The sequence below is a fragment of the Candidatus Symbiopectobacterium sp. NZEC135 genome (assembly GCF_025962695.1).
This window is the reverse complement of the sequence record NZ_JAGFPF010000985.1, coordinates 1-799: the sequence shown is the minus strand read 5'-3', so window position 1 is coordinate 799 and position 799 is coordinate 1. Positions and strand designations below refer to the sequence as shown.

Sequence of the window (799 nt, the reverse complement as noted above, 5' to 3'; positions counted from 1 at the left end):
CGCCTGGTCGCTGCTGGCCGTTGCCGTAGTCATGGGCTTCGGTATTGTCTATCTCAACGTGCAGATCAACGAATGGAGCCGGGTGTTTTACGACACGCTCGGCACCTACGACAGCAGCAAGCTGTTCGGCTTGATGAAAGAGTACAGCGTCTACATCCTGCTCTATATCGGTATTTTTGTGTATCAGGACTGGTTTACCAGCTTGCTGGTGATCCGCTGGCGTAGCGCCTTGACCAAGCAGTTTGTTGATAGCTGGCTGGCACAGCGCACCTTTTATCGCATGTCGTTAACCGGGAAAATCGACAACCCGGATCAGCGTATCGCCGAAGATATCAATCTGTTCACCGATAAGCTGGTCAGCATGGTGGTCGCATTTATCATCAATGCGGGTCGGCTATCGTCGTTTATGGCCATTCTCTGGCAGCTCTCTGGCGTGCAGCGTTTTACCCTGTTTGGCCGTGAGTGGGCGATCTCCGGCTATCTGGTGTGGGTGGTGATTATCTACACCGTACTGGGCACCTTGATTACCCACGTGGTGGGGAAAAAGTTGCACGGCATCAGCTATGCTCGGCAGCGCTCCGAAGCGGATTTTCGTGCCGCGCTGTTGCGCAAGCATGACAATGCGGAGCAGATCGCACTTTATGGCGGCGAAGCGCAGGAAAAAACCTATCTGGCGCGCCATTTTAGCGAGGTCGCCCACAGTTGGCGTCAACTGATGGACGCGAAGCGTAATATGGGCTTCTTCACCTCCGGCTATATGCGTGTCAGCCTGATTGTGCCTATTTTTGCCGCGCTGCCT

1 protein-coding gene is annotated in these 799 nt (G+C 54.3%); it reads left to right on the top strand.

Annotated elements, in window-relative coordinates; genetic code table 11:
* A partial coding sequence (locus J5224_RS31915) for an SbmA/BacA-like family transporter (protein WP_319802528.1) occupies nt 1–799 on the top strand: 799 nt, incomplete at both ends.